Consider the following 18,213-nt stretch of genomic DNA (forward strand, 5'->3'; position numbering starts at 1 on the left):
ACCTCTGTCATGTGCAGAGGTTTTTTATATCGGTCAGAGAAAATCCTTCAGTTCGGGTTTAATGCCGTTCCAGATGGAAAAAGATTCAATGGCCTGACCCACCAGCATGCCAAAACCTTCTGAATGTGCTACACCACGGGCTTTTGCCTGGTCCAGAAAGGACGATGGTTTGCCATAAGCCATTTCATAAGCATGCTGGAACTGTAATGTGTCAGGTAGAATCAGGGCATCACCGCTTAAACTGGCAGAGGTTGCATTGATGACAATATCAAACTGACCATTCAGTTGATCCAGACCACAGGCAATGAGTTCAGCACCAGGGACGGCATCTTTTAAGTCCGCAATTAGCTGTTCAGCACGGGAAAGTGTACGGTTGGCAATGACAATTTTTTTTGCACCTGCCTGCACCAGTGGATAGATCACGCCACGGGTTGCGCCACCAGCACCGATGATCAGGATGTTCGTCTGATCAAGTTCCCATCCGAGTGCCTGAATGGCATAAACCAGTCCCTGTCCATCGGTGTTATCACCATGCAGCTGACCGTTTTCCATCCATAATGTATTGACTGCACCCGCAATTCGGGCACGTTCAGTCAGGACAGAACTCATGCTGTATGCCTGTTCTTTAAAAGGCACAGTGACATTCATCCCTGAACCGCCCTGGTCAAAAAAACTCTGGACGCTGTGCTGAAAGCCGTCAAGCGGTGCAAGACGTTTGCTGTATTGCAGAGCTATGCCTGTTTTTTCTGCAAAGGCATGATGAAGTTCAGGTGAGCGTGACTGCTCAATCGGATTGCCAATAACGGCGAATTGTTTGCTCATCGCACAGAGTCCATGTGGAGAAATGTGCATCAATATACGCTGAATTGGAGGGATTCAGAAGCCTTTGCAGAATATTCCAGCACAGCGAAAACAGTGGTATCAGGCTGGATTCGTCTGTTTTACAGGTTTATTCTGGATTACAGATGGCATGTACCAGATTGACCAGCAGTACTGATGTGCTGCTGACCAGTCCAATAATCGCAATGGTCATGGTTGTGAGCGCAAAATGATCATTAAAAGCACTTTCTGAAAAAACAGTCGTGCTGATAGAGCTGCATAACACCACTAAAAATATCCAGAACAGAAGCATAGGACGGCTGACAGTAAATTTCGGCATTTCGTTCCCCTGAAAGAATTCAGCATCAAAGTATAATGGCGTGAAATTTTTACACTGTGATGAAAGAGTTTCAGCCTCAAGTTGATTATTAAACTCCGATTGGTGCAGAAGTACCATTTATATTTGTGGGTTAATGTTTCAGGGTTTTTCAGCCCATGAATGATACAGTTAAAAAAAAAAAGCCATCCATATAAGGATGGCTTTTATGTGATCTGTTTCAGTCTGAAAGTTTTAACCAGTCCTGCGGTTTCAGCCAGTAATCCGTCAGACGTTTTTCAGGGCTGTTTTCATCCCATTCAGGGCGGTATGACCAGCCTGCCAGTGGCGGCATGCTGACCAGAATGGACTCAATGCGTCCACCGGTCTGTAAGCCAAACAGGGTACCACGGTCGTAGACCAGGTTGTATTCTACATAGCGTCCACGGCGGTAGAGCTGAAAATCACGCTGTGCCTGGGTAAAAGGTTTGTTCTGATTTCGCTGGAACACTGGAATAATCGCTTCAAGATAGCCATTACCCACTGCCTGAATATATTCAAAGCATTTTTCAAAGTCCCACTGGTTCAGGTCATCAAAAAACAGACCACCGACACCACGCTGCTCATCACGATGTTTTAAATAAAAATAATCGTCACACCATTTTTTATGTTCCGGATACACATTTTCGCCAAAGGGTGCACAGAGATCATGGGCTGTCTGATGCCAGGCTGAAACATCTTCTGCATTCGGATAAAACGGGGTGAGGTCAAAACCGCCACCAAACCACCAGATCGGTTCCTGTCCTTCTTTTTCTGCAACGAACAGACGGACATTGGCATGAGAGGTTGGAACATTGGGGTTGTTGGGATGAATCACCAGTGAAACACCCATTGCCTGAGCTTTTGCACCTGCAATCTGTGGGTGACGTTCGGTTGCAGATGCAGGCAGTTTTGAGATGTTGATGTGTGAAAACATCACGCCACCTTTTTCAATCACAGTACCATTCTGCAGTACACGTGAGCGACCACCGCCACCCTCAGGGCGCTGCCAGTCATCTGTTTCAAATGTCGCAGTTCCACCGCCCTGAATTTCCTGCTGTTCTAAAGCAGTACAGATTCGGGTCTGTAAGTCCGTCAGAAAGTCTCTTACACGTTGAATGTCGGCGGATGTTGGATTTTGCATGGCAGGCTTCCTGGGAGATTGACCAAAACAGAAGATGTTTCACATCAAAGCATATATTCAGTCAAAAAATAAGGGAATTTCTATATTCAGCATTTTAAATCATGCAGTTTTGTTGAAATTCCGACTGATCTGCTTGGTTGAATTATTTATTTACGCTCCGCACAATGGAGCTGAAGCTGTGGAAATTTCAGATGTTCTGAGGATTTTTTCTACAATGCGTACAGGTAAAACAGGTGCTGAAAATGAGTATGTCACTGGTTCAGAAATATAATGTAGCGGGTCCCCGTTATACCAGTTATCCAACTGTGCCGTACTGGGATGAAAGTACATTTTCATCAGTCAGCTGGCAGGACAGTGTATTGCGTTCATTTACAGAATCCAGCAGTGCAAAGGGTATCAGTCTTTATATTCATCTGCCGTTCTGTGAAAGCCTGTGTACATTCTGCGGCTGTCATAAAAAAGTGACCAAACGGCACGAAGTGGAACAACCCTATATTCAGGCTGTGTTAAAAGAATGGTCGCTGTACTGCGCACTGCTGAAGGAAAAACCTGTCATCAGGGAAATACATCTGGGAGGCGGTACTCCTACATTTTTTTCGGTTGAACACTTACAGCAGCTGATTCAGGGCATTTTAGCCAGTGCGGATATTGCCAGTACACATGAGTTCAGTTTTGAAGGGCATCCGAACAATACCACCCGTGAACATTTACAGGCGTTGTATGAGCTGGGATTCCGTCGGGTCAGTTATGGTGTTCAGGACTATAACCCTGATGTGCAGAAAGCCATTCACAGGATTCAGCCTTTTGAAAATGTAGAACGTGTAACCCAGTGGGCAAGAGAAATCGGCTATGAATCCATTTCACATGATCTGGTGTTTGGTCTGCCGTTTCAGCAGCTGGATGATGTGCTGTATACCATTGAGCAGACGACACGCCTGATGCCTGACCGTCTGGCATTTTACAGTTATGCTCATGTGCCATGGATTAAAGGCAATGGTCAGCGTGGTTTTAAAGATCAGGATGTGCCTAAAGATGATCTGAAACGACAGTGCTATGAAGAAGGTAAGAAAAAACTGCTGTCCTGTGGCTATCATGAAATCGGTATGGATCACTTTGCTCTGAAAGAAGATGCCATGTACCAGTCATTTCAGCAGGGCACTCTGCATCGTAACTTTATGGGTTATACCGCTTCCAGAACACAGTTGATGATCGGTCTGGGGGCATCCTCCATCAGCGACAGCTGGTACGGATTTGCACAGAATGAAAAAAATATTGATGACTACTATGCACGGCTTGAGCGTAATGAACTGCCTGTATTTAAAGGGCATGTGCTGAATCAGGAAGACCTGATCATCCGCAGACATATTTTAAATCTGATGTGCGGTTTTAAAACGTCATGGCAGGAGTCAGCCATGTATTTTTCTGAGTTGCCACAGGTGCTGGAGCAGTTACAGGAAATGCAGCAGGATGGTTTACTGGAAATAACCGAACAGCAGATCTGTGTGACTGAAAAAGGCAAAGCATTTGTACGGAATATCTGTATGGCATTTGATTTAAGGTTAAAACGCAGAAAACCGGATAATCAGATTTTTTCCATGACGATTTAAGTGGTGAGTGCGTTGAGAGGCTTCCTCTCCTTACAAAGGGGAGGAGTCCATTGAACTTACTTGCTTCCTCTGCGGAGCTGACTCCTCATCTCTGAGCCGTTATGGCGCATGAGAAGGGATGTTTAATGTCATTCAGAAACTGTTTTACGAATTTTTTAGCATGATACTTATAAAACAATGCACATCAGATTTATTTAAAAATCATCTTTCTGATACATGTGTGACATGCGGTCATGCTTGGTTTTTAAATAATCTTCATTGAATTTATTTAAACCAACGGTCAGCGGAACACGCTCCACCACATCAATGCCCTGATCGGTCAGTGCCTTGAGTTTCAGTGGGTTGTTGGTAATCAGTCTGACCTGCTTAACCTGGAGCTGATCCAGCATGATGTTGCACATTTCATAAGTACGCGCATCGGCAGGTAAGTTCAGCAACAGATTGGCATCCACCGTGTCATGTCCCTGATCCTGTAAGGCATAGGCACGGATTTTATTGGTCAGCCCAATACCACGACCTTCCTGACGTAAGTACAGAATAACGCCCTGTCCTGCATCATCAATCATTTTCATGGTGTTGTGCAGCTGTGGACCGCAGTCGCATTTCAGCGAGCCAAATGCATCACCGGTTAAACATTCAGAGTGTATACGGACCAGAACGGGTGCAGAGGGTGCTGTTTCAAGCCCTTTGGAGATTGCCACATGTTCTTCACCTGTTTCCGGATCCTGAAATACTGTGATTTTGAATTCGCCATAAGCGGTTGGTAAACGTGAAGTTGCGACAAATTTTACAGGCACTGCTTAACCCATCAGTCAGTTCATAAATTGACTAAAGTATAGCGTAATGCTTGGACATTGGTAGAATTGCATTGATGATTTTATGCAGAAGATTTTCTTTTTTGTATAAAGAGAACGATAATAGTTGATAAACAGGAAGATTATTCAGGATAATCTAGGCTTCGCATTGTCATACTGAACAGTCATTCATTCGGTATGGCATGATAAATGTGGCTGATTGAATGTGTTATGATTCGCGCTCAATCGTTGCTAACCCGTTTCCCTAGCTTAGATTTGCCAGGCTTTAGAAGGCTTCGCCACATATGCTGTATACAGAAATACCCACTCAACGCCCTGTAACTCCTTTGCTGGATACCATAGATCATCCTCAGCAACTGCGTTCACTCGGCCAGTCTCAGCTTGAACAGGTGGCAGATGAGTTGCGACAGTACATTCTGTATGCTGCTGGTCAGAGCGGTGGTCATTTTGGTGCGAACCTGGGTGTAATTGAACTGACGGTTGCACTGCATTACTGTTTCAATACACCACAGGACCGACTGATCTGGGATGTAGGTCATCAGGCTTATCCGCATAAAGCACTGACGGGTCGCCGTGAGCAGCTGGTGACAATCCGTGCCAAAGATGGACTGGCTGCGTTTCCTGCCCGTGAAGAATCTGTATTTGATACCTTTGGTGTAGGACATTCGTCCACTGCTATTTCAGCGGGGCTTGGGATGGCGCTTGCGCGGCGTTATCAGAAAAACCCGTGTGAAGTTGTTGCGATTATCGGGGATGGCGCAATGACAGCCGGTATGGCATTTGAAGCCATGAATGATGCTGTGGCACATAACGCTGACCTGATGGTGGTACTGAATGACAATGATATGTCCATTTCATGCAGTACGGGCGGTTTTGCAAAACACCTGGCTGCCATCTGGGAAAGTGGTCAGTCTGTCAGTATAGATGATGATGGACAGGCGTATGTTCAGTCACATCCAGAGTGGACATATAATTCAAGATTACACAGTGCTGCTACAGATGCAGCAGATAACCTGTTTAAAGCGATAGGCTTTGATTATTTTGGACCTTTTGATGGTCATGATGTACAGCAGCTGGTTCAGGTCTTCAATGCACTGAAAAAACGTAAAGGACCACGTCTGATTCATATCTATACTGTGAAAGGCAAAGGTTTTGCACCTGCCGAAGCAGATCAGATCAAATACCATGCTATTGGCAAATTAAATGCCGTTGCTGCAAAAACAGCAGCACCAAAATATTCAGATGTGTTTGGTCAGTGGCTGTGTGATGAAGCGGCACAGGATGACAGACTGCTGGCGATTACTCCTGCCATGTGCGAAGGCTCTGGTATGGTGAAATTTGCAAAACAGTATCCTGAGCGTTTCTTTGATGTTGCCATTGCTGAACAGCATGCGGTGACACTGGCTGCCGGTATGGCATGCGAGGGTTTAAAACCGGTTGTTGCCATTTATTCAACGTTTTTACAGCGTGGTTACGACCAGCTGATTCATGACGTTGCACTGCAGAACCTGGATGTTACCTTTGGTATAGACCGTGCAGGTCTCGTGGGTGAAGATGGTCCGACACATGCAGGTGCATACGATTATGCATTTATGCGGACAGTGCCGAATATGGTCATCATGGCACCCAAAGATGAAAATGAATGCCGTCAGATGATGCATACGGCTTATCTGTACCCTGGTCCGGCAGCTGTGCGCTATCCGCGTGGCAATGGTTATGGTGTCGAAATTCAGCAGAAAATGACAGCACTGGAAATCGGTAAGGCTGAAGTGGTTGCCCGATTCAATGATCAGTATGACGAATGTATTACTGTGCTTGCGTTTGGCAGCAGAGTAAATGCTTCTGTTGAAGCTGCACAGCAACTGGCAAAACAGCATGAAACAGGTGTCTGTGTGGTTAATATGCGTTTTGTGAAACCACTGGATGAGCAGCTTATTGCTGAACTGGCTGACAGTACAGCACTGTTTGTCACCGTGGAAGAACATGCCGTCATGGCAGGTGCTGGCAGTGCGGTGAATGAATATCTGGCTAAGGCGCAGATCGTGAAACCGATTCTGAATCTTGGACTGGATGACAGCTTTATGCATCAGGCAGCTCATGCTCAGATGCTGAAGCAGGCTGGACTTGATGCACAGGGCATAGAAAATGCAGTGAATCAGGCATGGCTGAGACATATTCAGGCGGTTTAAGCTGCTGAAAAAAATTCTGAAAACATTTTTTACCTAAAGCCTCATATTTTTGCTAAAATATCGGGGCTTTTATGCATTATTCTTTATCAGTCTCCTTTCAGATTTGTAGTGGGTGTTCAATGGAACCTATGGTGGTTATGGCTGCGCGTGCGGCGCAATTAGTTGGTCAAGAGCTTTTAAAAGCGCATCAGAATCGTCATAAACTCGATCTGCAAGTCGAAGAAAAGGGGATTGATGGTCCTGTTACACGTGTAGATCGCTACATTGAACAGCTGACAATTGATACACTTCGCAAAAGTTATAAAAATCACAGTTTCCTCGGTGAAGAGTTTGGTCTTCAGGAAGGTAAAGGTCACGATGCTGACTGGTGTTGGGTGATCGACCCACTTGATGGCACTTTAAATTTTATTAACGGTTTTCCACATTTCTGCGTATCCATTGCAGTTCAGCACAAAGGTGTGACTCAGCACGGTGTTATTTACGATCCAGTAAAAGACGAACTGTTCTCTGCAAGCCGTGGTCGTGGTGCAATGCTGAACCAGCGCCGTATCCGTGTAAATGTAAAAGACAGCCTTGAAAATACCTTTATGGGTGTAGGTCATGCCTACCGTAAAATCCGTAACGGTGAAGTGGTGTCTTATGCGAAAAACCATTTTGACTCATTACTGAACGTTACTGAAGCTGGTGCGCAATACCGCCGTGCAGGTTCTGCTGCACTGGATCTGGCTTATGTGGCTGCTGGTCGTTTAGACGGTTATTTTGAACTGGGTCTGAAACCTTGGGACATCGCTGCGGGCGAACTCATTGTGAAAGAAGCAGGCGGTACAGTGGTTGATGCGCGTGGTGGTTCTGATTCCATGGAAAATGGTCAGGTGATCGCATGTTCCATGAAGATGTTAAAACCATTGATGCAGCAGGTTGTTCCTGCCTGGGGCGATGCTGCTAAATAAGCAGTTTATATCTGATTCAAAAAAGCCTTCATGTGAATGAGGGCTTTTTTTGTGTCTATGATTTTTTTAAGTTCATTGCTGATTTTGAATTTATGCATTCCCGCTGTAAGTTCTGAGGGGTATAAGTCACACCCTTATATTTCTTATCTTCTTTTTATAAAGGTAATGGATACCTGTGGGGAATTGGATTCCAGGTTTCTGATTTGTATTGAATGTTCCCTCTCCTGATGGAAGAGGTTTAGGGAAAGGTATTTGACCAAGTGATCCCTCACAGGAAAAAACAATAAAACTTCGTGACATTATTTTATATTCTGCTATACTCCGCGCACGCACTTAAATTCCGTTCATTACCTGAACATTTCTCTTCTATTATTGTGTATGCGCGTCCGGTCCAAAGAGAGGACAATATTTCGCGCCCCACCCAATCGCTTAAGCGATTCTTTCAGGTTGCGGCTGTAATCATGTGTGCGTTATACGCATCGTCGTTCTCGGATCGCCGCTGATTTATTTTTTCAGCGATTATTGCTGTGCCGCTTTTTGCCGATGTCCATCAGATCTTATATTAATGGAGCACCCACATCAGGGTGAATATCTCTATGAGCAAAACTTTTGCTGATTTTTCTTTAGACGAGTCGCTACAAAAAGCACTTGAATCTCTTGGTTTCACTGCACCTACTCCTGTGCAGGAACAATCTATTCCAGCGGCTATGGAAGGTAAGGACCTTCTTGTATCAAGCCAGACTGGTTCAGGTAAAACTGCTGCTTTCTTACTCCCTACGTTAAATGCTTTGGCTGGTCAGGAAGATACTTTCGTTCCTTTCAAAGAACGTATGAAAGCGGTAACTCAACCAAACATTTTAGTTATTTCTCCTACCCGTGAACTTGCTCAGCAGGTTTGTCAGGATGCAATCGCACTTGTACGCCACATGAAAGGTGTTCGTGTTGCTGCAATCATGGGTGGTATGCCTTTCGGTAAGCAGATCCAGCAGTTAAAAGGTGCACAGGTTGTAGTTGCGACTCCAGGTCGTTTACTTGATCTTGTAAACCGTCGTCAGATCAAACTTGATAAAGTTGACGCTTTAATTGTTGATGAAGCTGACCGTATGCTTGACCTGGGTTTCTCTGAAGACCTGGAAGCAATCAGCGATTTAGCTTTAAACCGTAAACAGACTTTAATGTTCTCTGCAACATTTGCGCCACGTATCATCAATCTTGCTGAACGCATGATGAATGATCCAATGCGTATTTCGATTGAAACTGGTCATTCTACAAATACTGACATTACCCAGACTTTACATTGGACTGATGGTTTTGAGCATAAGAAAAAACTGCTTACGCATTGGTTAAATGAAGAAGATGTTGATCAGGCAGTTGTATTTGCTTCAACTCAGGAAGATACAGACATGCTGGCTGAAGAGCTTGCAGAAGCAGGTCTTTCAGTTGTAGCACTGCACGGTGCAATGCCACAGACTGTACGTAACCGTCGTTTACGCAGCATTCGTGAAGGTCGTGCTAAGATCCTGGTTGCTACAGACGTAGCGGCTCGTGGTCTGGATGTACCGACAATTTCTCACGTGATCAACTTCGGTCTTCCAATGAAGAATGAAGATTATGTACACCGTATCGGTCGTACAGGTCGTGCGGGTCGTACAGGTAAAGCAATCACTCTGGCAACTTACCGTGAACGCGGTAAAATCCGTGCTTTAGAAGATTATTTAGAAGCGCGTTTAAGTGTTTCTGAAATCGAAGGTTTAGAGCCATCTCCACCTCCTGCACGCGGTAGTCGTGATGGCGGCGGTCGCGGTCGTAATGGCGGTGGTCGTGGTCGTGATGGCGGTCGTGGCGGTTTTGGTGGCGGTCGTCGTTTTGAAGGTGAATCAAACTTCAAACGTCGTGAAGGCGGTGATGATCGTCCACGTCGCAGCTACGATGACAAACCACGTGGTGATCGTCCTTCTTATGGCGATGATCGTCCTAAGCGTGATTTCGGTGATCGTCCACCACGTCGTGAAGGCGGTTTCGGTGATCGTCCTCAGCGTTCATTCGGTGGTGAAGATCGTCCACGTCGCGAGTTCAACTCTGATCGTCCACGTCGTGAAGGCGGTTTTGAAGATCGTCCACGTCGTGAGTTCAACAATGATCGCCCACGTCGTGAAGGCGGTTTTGAAGATCGTCCACGCCGTGAGTTCAACTCTGATCGTCCACGTCGTGAAGGCGGTTTTAACGATAAACCTCGTTTTAACTCGAATGATGACAACCGTGGTAACAGCGTAGATTACAAACCACGCCGTGAAGGTGGCTTCGGCGACCGTCCTAAACGTGATTTCGGTGATCGTCCAGCACGTCGTGAAGGTGGTTTCGGTGACCGTCCACAACGTTCATTTGGTGATGATCGTCCTAAGCGTTCATTTGGCGGTGAAGATCGTCCGAAACGTACTTTCGGTGAAGATCGCCCACGTCGTAAATTTAACGATTGATTTGATTTCTAAAGTTAAATCGAAAAAACCGGTGGTAACACCGGTTTTTTTTATGGGATTAATAATTGATCTTTTGCCAAGTAAATGTATACTAGATCATACTTTGAATTTGTTTTGATAAATGCGAATAACAATATGATTCATCAGTTATTTTTAAACCGTTCAGCAAAAGAGGTGCTTATGCCATATATCGGTGTGATTCTGCTGCTGTGTAACCTTGCCTATTATCTGTATAGCTATTTTGCGTAATACAGTGTTTTATTTTTAGATATTTCATACTCACAAAAAAATAAATAAAATAAGCAAGTAAGAACAATCAGTACACAGTTGCATTTTTTTTACAAGGTAACATTTTGTCTTCCAATCCTTTATAGTATGCATGCTGAAAAAATGCAGGATAACGCTCAGCTATGAATAATCAGACACCTCTACAGGCTCAGACACTCATCGAGGTGAAAAATCTGAGTTTTAAGCGAGGCGACAGAATCATCTATGACAATGTCAGTATAAACATCCGTCGCGGTCAGATCACTGCGATTATGGGTCCATCAGGCACAGGAAAAACCACGCTGCTCAGACTGATCGGCGGACAGCTGACGCCTGATCAGGGTGCGGTACTGCTGGATGGAAAAGATATTGCTCAGATGTCACGGCAGGAACTTTTTGCAGCACGTGCCCGTATGGGGATGCTGTTCCAGAGTGGCGCACTGTTTACAGACATGTCAGTCTATGAAAACGTTGCTTTTCCTATCCGCGCGCATACCAAACTGTCAGAGCATCTGATTGCAGAACTGGTTGCACTGAAACTTGAATCGGTTGGACTGCGTGGTACAGAGCAGTTTATGCCCTCTGAACTTTCGGGCGGGATGAACCGTCGTGTCGCACTTGCACGTGCCATTGCACTTGATCCTGAACTGATTATGTATGATGAACCTTTTGCAGGGCAGGACCCGATTGTGAAAGGTGTCCTGACCCGCCTGATCCGCTCTTTAAGAGAAGCACTGGATCTGACCACCATTATTGTTTCGCATGATGTGGAAGAAACACTGTCCATTGCCGACTACATTTATGTGGTTGCTGAAGGCAAGGTGCAGGGTGAAGGTACACCAGCTGAACTGAAAGCTCATGCGTCTCCATTTGTACGTCAGTTCCTGACCGGTGCTGCTGAAGGTCCGGTGGATTATCAGTTCAGTCATAAACCCTATTTAAGTGATGAGGTGAAGGCATGAATGCCATAGCTCTGCTGGGTCGTCGGGTGATAGATCGGGTACGTGGCATTGGCGTTGCGACGTTAATGCTGCTTCAGATTCTGTTCTCCATGCCCACCCGTATTGGTGTAAAGCTGTTTGTCTATCAGATGTATCGTGTCGGTGTCATGTCACTGCTGATCATTGTGGTTTCAGGGCTGTTTATTGGTGCAGTACTGGGCTTGCAGATGTACAGCATTCTGGTGACTTTTGGCAGTGAGGCAATGCTGGGGACAGCAGTTGCACTGACGCTGCTGCGTGAACTTGCACCTGTAGTTGCAGCATTACTTTTTGCGGGTCGTGCAGGCTCTGCGCTGACCGCTGAAATTGGTCTGATGAAAGCGACTGAACAGCTCTCCAGTATGGAAATGATTGGTGTCGATCCTTTAAAAAGAGTGATTTCACCAAGACTCTGGGCAGGTATTTTCAGTTTACCCATGCTTTCTGTCATCTTCGCTGCGGTGGGCATTATGGGGGGCAAGATGGTGGGTGTGGACTTCCTGGGAGCAGATGAAGGCTCTTACTGGAGTGGTATGGAAAATTCCGTCCAGTTTTATAAGGATGTCCTGAACGGCACTGTCATTAAAAGTTTTGTTTTTGCATTGATATGTACATGGATTGCGGTATATCAGGGCTATGCCTGTGAGCCGACATCTGAAGGTATTGCAACATCCACAACACGGACAGTGGTGTATTCATCGCTGTGTGTACTGGGTTTTGATTTTGTGTTGACTGCGGTCATGTTTGGAGGTGTTTAATGAAATCACGTACAAGTGAGCTGGCCGTAGGTATTTTTGTTGTTATCTTCGGTATCGCCATGTTTTTCCTGGCAATGAAAGTCAGTGGTCTGGTCGGAACAAATCTGAAAGACAGTTATAAGCTGACAGCAACCTTTGATAACGTCAATGGAATCAAGCCACGTGCCAAAGTTGCCATGAGTGGTGTAAAGGTTGGGCAGGTGGATTCGATTACCCTTGATCCTGTAACCCGTCTTGCAACAGTAAAAATAACAATGGATGGAAGCCTGACTTCATTCAATGCAGAACAGTTGAAACAGGTACAGCAGAATGCACTGGAAGATCTCCGTTACAGCAGTGATTACGAACAGGCTGATCTAGCGAAACAAAAAGAAATGGAACAGCAACTGATTGGTAACATGAAATCCATCACAAATATTGATGAAGATGCTTACATAATGGTAGCAACCAATGGTCTGCTGGGTGAGAAATACCTGAAAGTTGTACCAGGTGGCGGTCTGAATTACTTAAAACGTGGTGATCAGATTGGAAACACACAGAGCACCATGGAAATTGAAGACCTGATCACCAAATTTGTGACCGGTGGTGCAGGTAAATCATCAGATGAAAAGCCAGAAGGTGGAGCGTCTAAAGAGTCCGCTTCTACCGAGACAGCAGATGCTGAAGTGTCATTTGTTGAATAATTTTTGAGGAGAATCAAAGTGAATACACTGATTAAACAAACGCTTGCAGCAAGTATTCTTTCCACGATGATTGCAGGTACAGCTATGGCTGCGCCAGCTGAAGCACCACCTGATTTTATCAAGCGTGTAGCAGATGGTCTGATTTCCAGTCTTAAGGATGATCATGCAAAACTGCAGAATAATCCTGCTGCGGTGAAGGCGATTGTTCGTCAGAAACTGGATCCGCATATTGATTCTCAGGCATTTACCCGCACAGTCATGGGTACTTATGCTCAGAGCAGCAGTCCAGCTCAGCGTGCTCAGTTTGAGAAAAATTTCCGTGAAACACTGATTGAAAACTACGGCAGTGCTTTTGCGAAATATTCAAATCAGACTTACAGCATGCGTCCGTACAGAAAAACTGAGAGCAAAAATCCTGTAGTCACCATTGATTTCATTAATAAAGGTGAAAAAATTCCTGTGGCTTTCCAGCTGGCGGATAAAGGCAGTCAGTGGAAAATCCGTAATATCAATGTATCAGGTATTGACCTTGGTCTTCAGTTCCGTAACCAGTTTGCTGCAACTGTAAAACGTAATGGTAATAACCTGGATAAGGCAATTGCCAACTTCAAACCGGATGCAGAAGCAGCGGTTGATAAAAAATAAGACAGGTGGACAATGATTGAATTCATTGATCAGGAATTGAAAGTTTCTGGAACAATAGACGATACCAATGCTGAGCAATATTATCAGCAGGGCATTAAACTGATACAGGCTCAACAGCAGTTTCCTGTTGTGGTTAACCTGAGTCAGCTTGAACAGGGCAGCACACTGGCACTTGCGGTACTGGTGCGCTGGCTTCGACAGACACCAGCGGCAACAGGGCTTCAGTTTAGGTCAGTTCCTGAAAAAATGATGAAAATCATCCAGGCCTGTCATTTGCAGGATGCTTTAAAACTCATCTGACGCAATAAAAAAAGCACCGAAAGGTGCTTTTTTTATTGGATTTAAATTGTGTGCTTTTAATATGGTCTTTATAAAGCATTTTTTATAACCTCTCCCTTGCACAGTATTACTGCTCATCTCCTGGAAGGAGAGGGAGTAAAGAAAGCTTGCTCAAATCCATTTTTTCCATCTGAAGTAAATCAGTGGACCAATGAAGAAAGCAACCAGAATAAGACTGACGACAACAAAGCTGGTTGTGCCATGCGCAAACGGCAGAACATCTGTATTCATGCCATAGATACTGGCAACCAGCATTGGTGGTGCAAGCATACTCGGTAAGATGGAAAATCGACGGATCGTATCGTTTTGTTCGGTGTTAATGAATCCGGAAGTTGTATCCAGCAGGAATCGGACTTTCTGGAATAAGAATGCATCGTGCTCCACCAGTGATCGTACATCTTCACTGAGCTCTCGAATATCAGCATCATAGATGTGACTGCCCAACGCACGTGGACGTGATAAGAAAGTCAGGACACGACGTAAATCAATCAGACATAGCTGTGCTTTTCCGAGCATATCTTCGAGTTGAGCCAGTCGGGTAATCATGTCATCCAGGTCCAGAATCATTTCCCTGTGACGGTTATTCAGTACCTCTGTGGAATATTTTTCCAGATCCTTGTGGATATCTTCCAGGATATCCGCAAGCTCATCCAGTTTGGCTTCAAGCAGACCTAACAAGATCCAGGTGGGATCTTTGTAGTCAATATCGTAATCATTGCGTCGGGCACGGGCACGAAAAGCCCGGAACGCCACCAGTTTTTCACCACGCATGGTAAACAGGCGTTCTTTATGCAGAATAAAAGCAACTGTCTGAACTGTGGCTAAAATACTGGAATTGTCATCAGTTTCGCCATCAAGCAGGAAGTTTTTATTTTTCGTTAAAAAATAGGTGCTGATATGTAAAATACCGTCATCATCGCGATAGAATCGGGCAGAGGATGAAATATCTTCAAGTGATTTCAGTGTAGGTAAATTCTGATCATATGCGTCCATAATCCATTGCTGTTCTTCCTGCGAAGGTGCAATCAGATCCAGCCAGACAAGATCCTGATGCAGGTCGAAGCCACCGTTAATAGTGGCATCTTCCAGGCTACCGCGCTCTGTGGCGTAAAAGGCTTCAAGCATGCCGTCTTTTCTCCTTTGCGCAGTATGGTTGATGTTGATGCATGTATTTTAGACAAGGATTTAAATAAAAACACTGATCGAAACGTTATTTTATTAAAAAATCTGCCCGAAGTTTAATGCAGTGGCATGACAGATGTATAACATGGTGAAAAAATGATGAATTCGATAGCAGTTTTCTGTGGTTCCTCAATGGGAACCGATTCAATCTTCCTCGAAAATGCGCAGAATACCGGTCGTAAAATTGCTCAGGCAGGAAAAACCCTGGTATATGGTGGTGGTCGTTCAGGCTTGATGGGTGTGGTTGCGGACAGTGCGCTGGAAGCCGGTGGTCGAGTGATTGGTGTTATCCCACAGAATCTGGTGGATGCAGAGCTTGCACATCCTCATCTGACTGAGCTGCATGTGGTTAAAGATATGCATGAACGCAAAACTAAAATGTCAGAACTGTCTGATGCTTTTATTGCTTTGCCTGGTGGTCCTGGAACCTGGGAAGAGATTTTTGAACAGTGGACCTGGGCACAGCTGGGTATTCACTTAAAGCCTTGTGCATTTTTAAATGTGAATGGTTTTTATGATGATTTACTGAAGTTTATCCAGTTGAGTGCCGATAAAGGTTTTACGAAAAGCCGCTTTACTGAGGCATTGATTCAATCTGATTCGGTCGAGGTTATTCTGGAGCAGTTTGAGCGTTATATTGCACCTGAACCGAAATGGGGTGCGCAGGAACGGCAGGCTGTGGGTAAACTGGCGTAAATAAGTTTTAGCACAATATATTGTTTTTATTTTTAACAATGTCACAATATATTGTGTTTTATCCTCTGTTTTAATTTTATGAATATCATCACTGTTGCAGCTGCCATTATTTTAAATGAACAGAATCAACTGCTTCTGGTCCGCAAGAAAAATACGCAGTTCTTTATGCAGGTCGGCGGAAAGCTTGAGTCGAATGAAGCGCCTGAACAGACCATGATTCGTGAAATAGCTGAAGAAATCAGTGCGAATGCTGAAATTGAGCAGTTTGTTGGACGTTTTGAAACGAAGGCTGCCAATGAAGCAGGGCATCAACTGGTCAGTTATGTCTATCAGGTCAGTCTGGATCAGGCACCGCAGATTGATGCTGAAATTGCTGAGATGAAATGGATTGATCTGGATGATCAGCAGACTTTACTTGCGCCATTAACCAAAGAAGTTGTGATTCCGTGGTGTAAGGAAAATCTTGTTTAATATCAATCTATTAAATTAACTTTATATAAATTAGCCACTTTTGCTTTTCTGCAACCAATTGCTTTAAACATGGTGTTGCTATCGTGAGGCGACATGGATGTCGCCGTTGGACAAGGGCGATATGGACATCCCCTTTGTCCAACAAAGGATTTTTGTCACTTTTGATCTTTCAAAAGTGAGGCATCGACTACGCAAAGCAATTTAAACTTGTCAATGTAAGTCGAGTCTGTGCAAACCTTTAATTTATATTATCCAACTTTGATAGAATGGTATAACTATTCTCTTTGAAATTGATCTCTACTTCTCCAAGCTGAGATTGTCTTTTAATTCCTCCTGCTGCAATACATGCGGTATAAATCTGCTGACAGCCAAGTTTTTCTAAGGCTTGGCTGAGTGCATGAATTGAACTTCCTGTGGTGACCACATCATCAATGATCAGCACTTTTTTATATTTTCTTTTTTCTGCTGGAATGATCTGAAACTGTTCTTCGATATTTTCCAGTCGTTCGATGCGACTTAAGCCTTTTTGTGAATATTGCGCTGCACGGATTACAGGTTGCCATACAGGGATTTTCAGTTCTCTCGCCATAATTTTTGCAATGATCAACATCTGGTTATAGCCACGTTCTTTGAGTCGTTCTGTTGAAATGGGCATGGGGACAATGGCGTGAACTTTGGGAGTTCTTAAATTCAGTAAGCTGTGTGCGAGCAGATTCTGATACTGGAGCTGCTGTTCATATTTATAAGTCTGAATAATTCGGTTCATGGGAAAGTCATAATGGTGTGCGCAAAGGATGCTGTGTTCATGACGCTGGATGTGTTGCTTGTACCACGGCAGTTGTTCCCAGCAGTCTGCACAGAGTGAATGCTGTTGCTGACGGTCTATGCCACAGAGCAGGCAAGGGGAGATGCTTTGTACACCTTTATGGAGCAATTGGTTGATGAATGAGAGCATTTTTATTCTGATTTTTTATTTTAAATAAATTTTGTACAGTATAATTTAGAATAAAGTTTATTCACTATGAAAATTAAAAAACTGAATTACTCTACAGTGTAAAAATTCCATGCCATTTACTTTTTCTCATACTGCGGCAACGTTACTGTTCAGTCCATGGTTACAAAAACAACAACTGTCTGCTACAGGACTGATTCTTGGTTGTATGGCTCCTGATTTTGAATATTTTTTAAGAATGAAAATGCAGGGGGATTTTGGACATCATTTTGCGGGAATATTTCTTGTAGATATTCCTGTCAGCATCCTTCTGGCATTGTTCATCCACATCGTAATCCGTGATCAGTTCATAGAGCATCTTCCTCCTTTTTTACGACAGCGTTTTATTGTTTTTCAGCATTATGACTGGCTTTCATACTGCATGAAAAATATCTGGATTATTGTGATATCAATTTTTTAGGTATTTTGACTCATATTGTCTGGGATGCTTTCACCCATAAAACAGGTTTTTTTGTTCAACAGATGTCTTTTTTACAACAAATGTTATATTTGGGGAATATCAGTATTCCTGTGTTTAAGTTTCTGCAATATTTAAGTGGTGTATTGGGATTATGGGTTGTGATGATGTTTATTTATAAAATGCCAGTATCTCAGTTACCTGAAAACCAGAATCAGACCCAGAAAATGTTTATTTACTGGAGCATAATTTTGTTGTGCTTTATTACTTTATTCAGCTGGAAAATGCAGTTGAACTCATTCTCAGTCCAGTCATTGGTGACAGTTCTGGTTGTTGCAATACCTTGTTTCTTCTGGGGTGTGCTGGGTGTATCTGCTTTGTTTAAATATCTGAGGTTAAACAATCAAAAAACCTGAATATTTCGATT

At 44.1% G+C, this 18,213-nt stretch carries 18 protein-coding genes and 1 pseudogene; 13 read left to right on the plus strand and 6 right to left on the minus strand.

What is annotated here, in order from left to right:
- Positions 1 to 33 precede the first annotated feature (33 nt).
- The 3 genes from aroE to hemF all read right to left on the minus strand — a co-directional run bounded on the left by aroE (position 34) and on the right by hemF (position 2,318).
- Positions 34 to 822, minus strand: coding sequence for a shikimate dehydrogenase (gene aroE, locus CDG61_RS02335; protein WP_087550022.1), 789 nt, complete (start codon positions 820 to 822; stop codon positions 34 to 36).
- Positions 823 to 949: 127 nt separating this feature from the next.
- On the minus strand, positions 950 to 1,159 hold the full coding sequence (locus CDG61_RS02340) for a hypothetical protein (RefSeq protein ID WP_087512893.1): 210 nt from the start codon (positions 1,157 to 1,159) through the stop codon (positions 950 to 952).
- A 217-nt stretch (positions 1,160 to 1,376) separates the two neighbouring features.
- Complete coding sequence (hemF, locus tag CDG61_RS02345) at positions 1,377 to 2,318, minus strand: oxygen-dependent coproporphyrinogen oxidase (RefSeq protein WP_087549916.1); 942 nt, start codon at positions 2,316 to 2,318, stop codon at positions 1,377 to 1,379.
- 242 nt (positions 2,319 to 2,560) lie between these two features.
- On the opposite strand from hemF, the gene hemN reads away from it, so the two are divergent.
- Positions 2,561 to 3,925, plus strand: a complete 1,365-nt coding sequence (gene hemN, locus CDG61_RS02355; RefSeq protein WP_087549918.1) for an oxygen-independent coproporphyrinogen III oxidase — start codon at positions 2,561 to 2,563, stop codon at positions 3,923 to 3,925.
- 194 nt (positions 3,926 to 4,119) lie between these two features.
- Here hemN and ribA read toward each other — a convergent pair whose 3' ends face one another.
- Positions 4,120 to 4,722 carry a GTP cyclohydrolase II gene (ribA, locus tag CDG61_RS02360; protein WP_087512850.1) on the minus strand — a complete coding sequence of 201 codons (603 nt, stop codon included), beginning with the start codon at positions 4,720 to 4,722 and terminating at the stop codon, positions 4,120 to 4,122.
- A gap of 302 nt (positions 4,723 to 5,024) precedes the next feature.
- Here ribA and dxs point away from each other — a divergent pair, with 302 nt between their 5' ends.
- The 8 genes from dxs to CDG61_RS02400 all read left to right on the plus strand — a co-directional run bounded on the left by dxs (position 5,025) and on the right by CDG61_RS02400 (position 13,989).
- The gene (dxs, locus tag CDG61_RS02365) at positions 5,025 to 6,929 is read left to right on the plus strand and encodes a 1-deoxy-D-xylulose-5-phosphate synthase (protein WP_087549919.1); all 1,905 of its coding nucleotides are present in this window, start codon (positions 5,025 to 5,027) and stop codon (positions 6,927 to 6,929) included.
- Between the two features lie 119 nt (positions 6,930 to 7,048).
- The gene (locus CDG61_RS02370) at positions 7,049 to 7,879 is read left to right on the plus strand and encodes an inositol monophosphatase family protein (protein ID WP_087512848.1); all 831 of its coding nucleotides are present in this window, start codon (positions 7,049 to 7,051) and stop codon (positions 7,877 to 7,879) included.
- 596 nt (positions 7,880 to 8,475) lie between these two features.
- Complete coding sequence (locus CDG61_RS02375) at positions 8,476 to 10,356, plus strand: DEAD/DEAH box helicase (RefSeq protein ID WP_087549920.1); 1,881 nt, start codon at positions 8,476 to 8,478, stop codon at positions 10,354 to 10,356.
- A gap of 410 nt (positions 10,357 to 10,766) precedes the next feature.
- Positions 10,767 to 11,585, plus strand: coding sequence for an ABC transporter ATP-binding protein (locus CDG61_RS02380; RefSeq protein ID WP_087549921.1), 819 nt, complete (start codon positions 10,767 to 10,769; stop codon positions 11,583 to 11,585).
- The gene (gene mlaE / locus CDG61_RS02385) at positions 11,582 to 12,361 is read left to right on the plus strand and encodes a lipid asymmetry maintenance ABC transporter permease subunit MlaE (protein WP_087549922.1); all 780 of its coding nucleotides are present in this window, start codon (positions 11,582 to 11,584) and stop codon (positions 12,359 to 12,361) included. Before CDG61_RS02380 ends, mlaE begins: the two co-directional genes overlap by 4 nt.
- Positions 12,361 to 13,044 (plus strand): outer membrane lipid asymmetry maintenance protein MlaD, encoded by a 684-nt coding sequence (locus tag CDG61_RS02390; protein WP_087549923.1) that lies wholly within the window; start codon positions 12,361 to 12,363, stop codon positions 13,042 to 13,044. Before mlaE ends, CDG61_RS02390 begins: the two co-directional genes overlap by 1 nt.
- An 18-nt stretch (positions 13,045 to 13,062) precedes the next feature.
- Complete coding sequence (locus CDG61_RS02395) at positions 13,063 to 13,689, plus strand: MlaC/ttg2D family ABC transporter substrate-binding protein (protein ID WP_087549924.1); 627 nt, start codon at positions 13,063 to 13,065, stop codon at positions 13,687 to 13,689.
- Between the two features lie 12 nt (positions 13,690 to 13,701).
- Positions 13,702 to 13,989: an STAS domain-containing protein gene (locus CDG61_RS02400; RefSeq protein WP_087549925.1), complete on the plus strand. Its 288-nt coding sequence runs from the start codon at positions 13,702 to 13,704 to the stop codon at positions 13,987 to 13,989.
- Between the two features lie 150 nt (positions 13,990 to 14,139).
- On the opposite strand, the gene CDG61_RS02405 is transcribed toward CDG61_RS02400, so the two are convergent.
- On the minus strand, positions 14,140 to 15,153 hold the full coding sequence (locus CDG61_RS02405) for a CorA family divalent cation transporter (protein ID WP_087549926.1): 1,014 nt from the start codon (positions 15,151 to 15,153) through the stop codon (positions 14,140 to 14,142).
- Positions 15,154 to 15,309: 156 nt separating this feature from the next.
- Here CDG61_RS02405 and CDG61_RS02410 point away from each other — a divergent pair, with 156 nt between their 5' ends.
- Entirely contained in the window at positions 15,310 to 15,906 is a 597-nt protein-coding gene (locus tag CDG61_RS02410; RefSeq protein WP_087550023.1) for a TIGR00730 family Rossman fold protein, read from the plus strand.
- A gap of 78 nt (positions 15,907 to 15,984) precedes the next feature.
- Positions 15,985 to 16,377 (plus strand): NUDIX hydrolase, encoded by a 393-nt coding sequence (locus tag CDG61_RS02415; protein WP_087549927.1) that lies wholly within the window; start codon positions 15,985 to 15,987, stop codon positions 16,375 to 16,377.
- A gap of 334 nt (positions 16,378 to 16,711) precedes the next feature.
- Here the strand turns inward: CDG61_RS02415 and CDG61_RS02420 are convergent.
- Positions 16,712 to 17,332 (minus strand): annotated as a pseudogene (locus tag CDG61_RS02420) (ComF family protein); the annotation flags it as partial.
- 109 nt (positions 17,333 to 17,441) lie between these two features.
- Between CDG61_RS02420 and CDG61_RS17720 the strand changes: the two are divergent.
- Together CDG61_RS17720 and CDG61_RS17785 are read left to right on the plus strand one after the other, a co-directional pair.
- Positions 17,442 to 17,789 carry a DUF4184 family protein gene (locus tag CDG61_RS17720; RefSeq protein ID WP_087549929.1) on the plus strand — a complete coding sequence of 116 codons (348 nt, stop codon included), beginning with the start codon at positions 17,442 to 17,444 and terminating at the stop codon, positions 17,787 to 17,789.
- A gap of 5 nt (positions 17,790 to 17,794) precedes the next feature.
- Positions 17,795 to 18,202: a DUF4184 family protein gene (locus CDG61_RS17785; protein ID WP_171405569.1), complete on the plus strand. Its 408-nt coding sequence runs from the start codon at positions 17,795 to 17,797 to the stop codon at positions 18,200 to 18,202.
- Positions 18,203 to 18,213: the final 11 nt, after the last annotated feature.

Origin of the sequence: Acinetobacter sp. WCHAc010052 (assembly GCF_002165295.2) — a bacterium.
Classification (GTDB): domain Bacteria; phylum Pseudomonadota; class Gammaproteobacteria; order Pseudomonadales; family Moraxellaceae; genus Acinetobacter; species Acinetobacter chinensis.